At 64.3% G+C, this 2,030-nt stretch carries 1 protein-coding gene and 1 pseudogene; both read right to left on the bottom strand.

From position 1 onward, the window contains the following. Nucleotides 1-90: 90 nt before the first annotated feature. Nucleotides 91-261 (bottom strand): annotated as a pseudogene (locus VML93_RS20155) (IS256 family transposase); the annotation flags it as partial. Nucleotides 262-339: 78 nt separating this feature from the next. Next, a protein-coding gene (locus tag VML93_RS20160; protein WP_414686402.1) for an IS3 family transposase occupies nucleotides 340-1,778 on the bottom strand; the annotation gives its coding sequence in 2 pieces (ribosomal slippage) (nucleotides 340-1,427 and nucleotides 1,427-1,778; 1,440 coding nt in all). Nucleotides 1,779-2,030 lie beyond the last annotated feature (252 nt).

The following is a 2,030-nucleotide window of genomic DNA, read 5'->3' on the forward strand; positions in this document are numbered from 1 at the left end:
GGCTACACCGTCACGCTCACACCAGCCGCCTGACACCAGTCACCTCAACACCGCCCGTCATGATAATTTTCGGACCAGCGGCATCTTTGGTTAAGCGGTTTCGCTTCCCGGCATGCGGTCGGCGAAGGTGATCGCGAAGGCGTTCAGTGCTGGTTTCCAGCGCATCGTCCATCGTTTCTGGCCGGTCCCGGTCGGGTCCAGTGACCGGGTGACTAAGTATAGGCACTTGAGTGCTGCTTGCTCGGTGGTTCTGTGGAATCTGAAATGTCAAGTTCGTGGTGGTCGGCCGTGGGTGACAGCGGAATTTGTCAACCTGAATGAGGCACCGTTGAGCGGTATTTACTGAGTGGCCTCCTCGTTGTCGTCGGGTTTGTTGATCCAGGAACCGGTGGGCAGTTTCGGTGGTGCGGGTGGCTTGTGCACGAATCGTTCGGGGTGTGCGGCGTAGGCGGCGTTGAGCACACCGGCGCGTTTGTCGCGGATGATGGCGGCGGTGCCGTAGTGCACGTCGGCGGGAACGTGCAAGCCGAGCCCGGTATGGCGGTGTTCGTCGTTGTACCAGCCGAAGAAGATCTGGCAGTGGCGGCGGGCGGCCTCGATCGTGTCGAACCGGTCTGGGAAGTCGGGCCGGTACTTCAGCGTCTTGAATTGTGCTTCGCTGAACGGGTTGTCGTTGCTGACGTGTGGGCGGCTGTGCGACTGGGTGACACCGAGGTCGGCGAGCAGGAACGCCACCGGCTTGGAGGTCATCGAGGAGCCGCGGTCGGCGTGGATGGTCAGCTGGTCACGCCCGATGTCCTGTTTGGCGCAGGTCTGGCGGATCAATACCTCAGCGAGAGCGGCACTTTCACGGCTGGCAACCATCCACCCGACCACGTAACGCGAAAAGATGTCCAAGATCACGTACAGGTAGTACCAGCTCCATTTCTCCGGGCCGCGCAGCTTGGTGATATCCCACGACCACACGGAATTCGGTTGGTAAGCAACCAGTTCCGGTTTCACGGTAGCCGGGTGGGTGGCTTGACGGCGGCGCTCTTTACTCTCCCCGGCGTGGCGCAGCAGCCGGTAGAAGGTGGACAGCGAGCCCAGGTAGCGGCCTTCGTCGAGCAGGGTGGCCCACACCTCGGTCGGCGAGACGTCGACGAAGCGCTCGCTGTGCAACTCCGCCAGGATCGCGGCCTGCTCAGTCTCGGACAACGCACGCGGCTGGGGCCGGTCCTTCCGCGGAGTCGGTGCCGGCCGCGGCGGTGGCGGGCTGTGCCGGTGCCGGCGGTAGTAGCTGGCCTGAGCAACACCGACGGCATCGCAGGCACCCCGCACACCCGTCGTGGGCGCCAGCTCGGCGATCGCGGCGTCGCTCACTTCATCGACTCGTTGCCGGTGTCCGCGCTCCCGGAGAGCGTCTCCAAGAGCGCGTGCAGTTTTGCCTGCACATCCACCACGAAGCGGGCCTTGGCCAGCTCCTGCTCCAACTGCTGTTTCTCGGTCTCCAGCTGGGCGATCCGCTCGGCCTGCGGGTCGCGGCGCTTGCGTCCACGCGGTGCGGCCAGGCCGGCCAGCGCACCCGCGTCGCGGGCCTTGCGCCACGCCACGATGTGGCTGGAGTACAGGCCCTCCCGCCGCAGCAGCGCACCCTTCTGGCCCTCAGAGGCAGCGTCGTAGGCGGCCAGGATCTCCAACTTGTACTTCGCGGTGAACGTTCGCCGCCGGGCCCGCTCGGGCACCTCCGGATCACGACGTTGCGCTTCAGCATCAGACACCCGACCAGGATCTTCGATCCCGGTCGCCCGGACCAATGCGGTCACCTTGCTCGTCATCTCGGGGAAACTCTCCATCCCCGCCCTCGGTCACTGATTATCAGGGGGTGGGTGCCTCACTCAAGGTTGGCAGAGAGGGCTGTCGGCGATCTCAGCAGACATGTCTGATGAAGCTACCGCCGATAACGCTGAGTCAATCTGTTCATTGCTGAACCGGCGCGCATCCGGGTGGACCGACCTGTGAAGGGCCTCGACTGCAGTGGCTAGGGATAG

This window comes from Mycobacterium sp. (assembly GCF_035499775.1).
Lineage (GTDB): Bacteria > Actinomycetota > Actinomycetes > Mycobacteriales > Mycobacteriaceae > Mycobacterium.